At 30.6% G+C, this 736-nt stretch carries 1 protein-coding gene; it reads left to right on the top strand.

The annotated features are described in order from the left end of the window. The coding region (locus QI30_RS20715) for a hypothetical protein (RefSeq protein ID WP_199754748.1) at positions 1–485 on the top strand (485 nt) is incomplete at its 5' end. Positions 486–736 lie beyond the last annotated feature (251 nt).

Below are 736 nucleotides of genomic sequence, written 5' to 3'. Positions count from 1 at the left end.
TTTCTGATGGTACGTTGCTTATTGAAGAAGGTGATTTTTTATTCCGTACTATGTCTAACGGTGCAACTGAAAAATATGAAGTAATTGATAGAGGGTATTACGAAGCATTTGCTGGATTTGAGTCTCATTATCAATGTGATGTTAGAAAAGCAACAGCTAAAGAAAAAAAATTACCTTTTAATAAAACAGTTAATAATTATTTTAATGCTCCCAACTCTAGATATAATGAAAGTTCGACTGATAATTCCATTAATATTTCATTAAGTGATGCAAATTTGTTTGATGAAATTAAAAATGAATTGAAAAAACAAGACTTCAAAGAAAACGAAATAAGTTTACTTTTAAACCAGGTAGACGATCTTGAACAAAGTATGGGAAAAGAAAGTTTTAGTACAAAATACACGCGTTTTATTCAAAGTTTGGGAGAGCATGTAGCAGTTATATCTCCTTTTCTTCCAGCTTTAAGTCAAGGCTTAATAGGCTAAAAAACTCGGGTATTGATATTATTGTCAGTATGTATGAGATTTGATAAAAAACATTCCCAAATAACATTTTGTTAATGTTAAAACAAATTCATCATCGCATTAAATATCTTCATGCTGATTTGGTGCATCTCAACAAGCCCTTCAACATCCATGAAAATATAAGAAATATGATATACTGAACTTACTATTCAAATTTAAAGAGGTGGACCGTATGAAAGCCAATTCACGCTTAGAACGACAACAGCAAGTAC

This window comes from Candidatus Kurthia intestinigallinarum (genome assembly GCF_003991225.1).
Taxonomy (GTDB): domain Bacteria; phylum Bacillota; class Bacilli; order Bacillales_A; family Planococcaceae; genus Kurthia; species Kurthia populi.
This window is presented reverse-complemented; position numbering and strand designations above follow the sequence as displayed.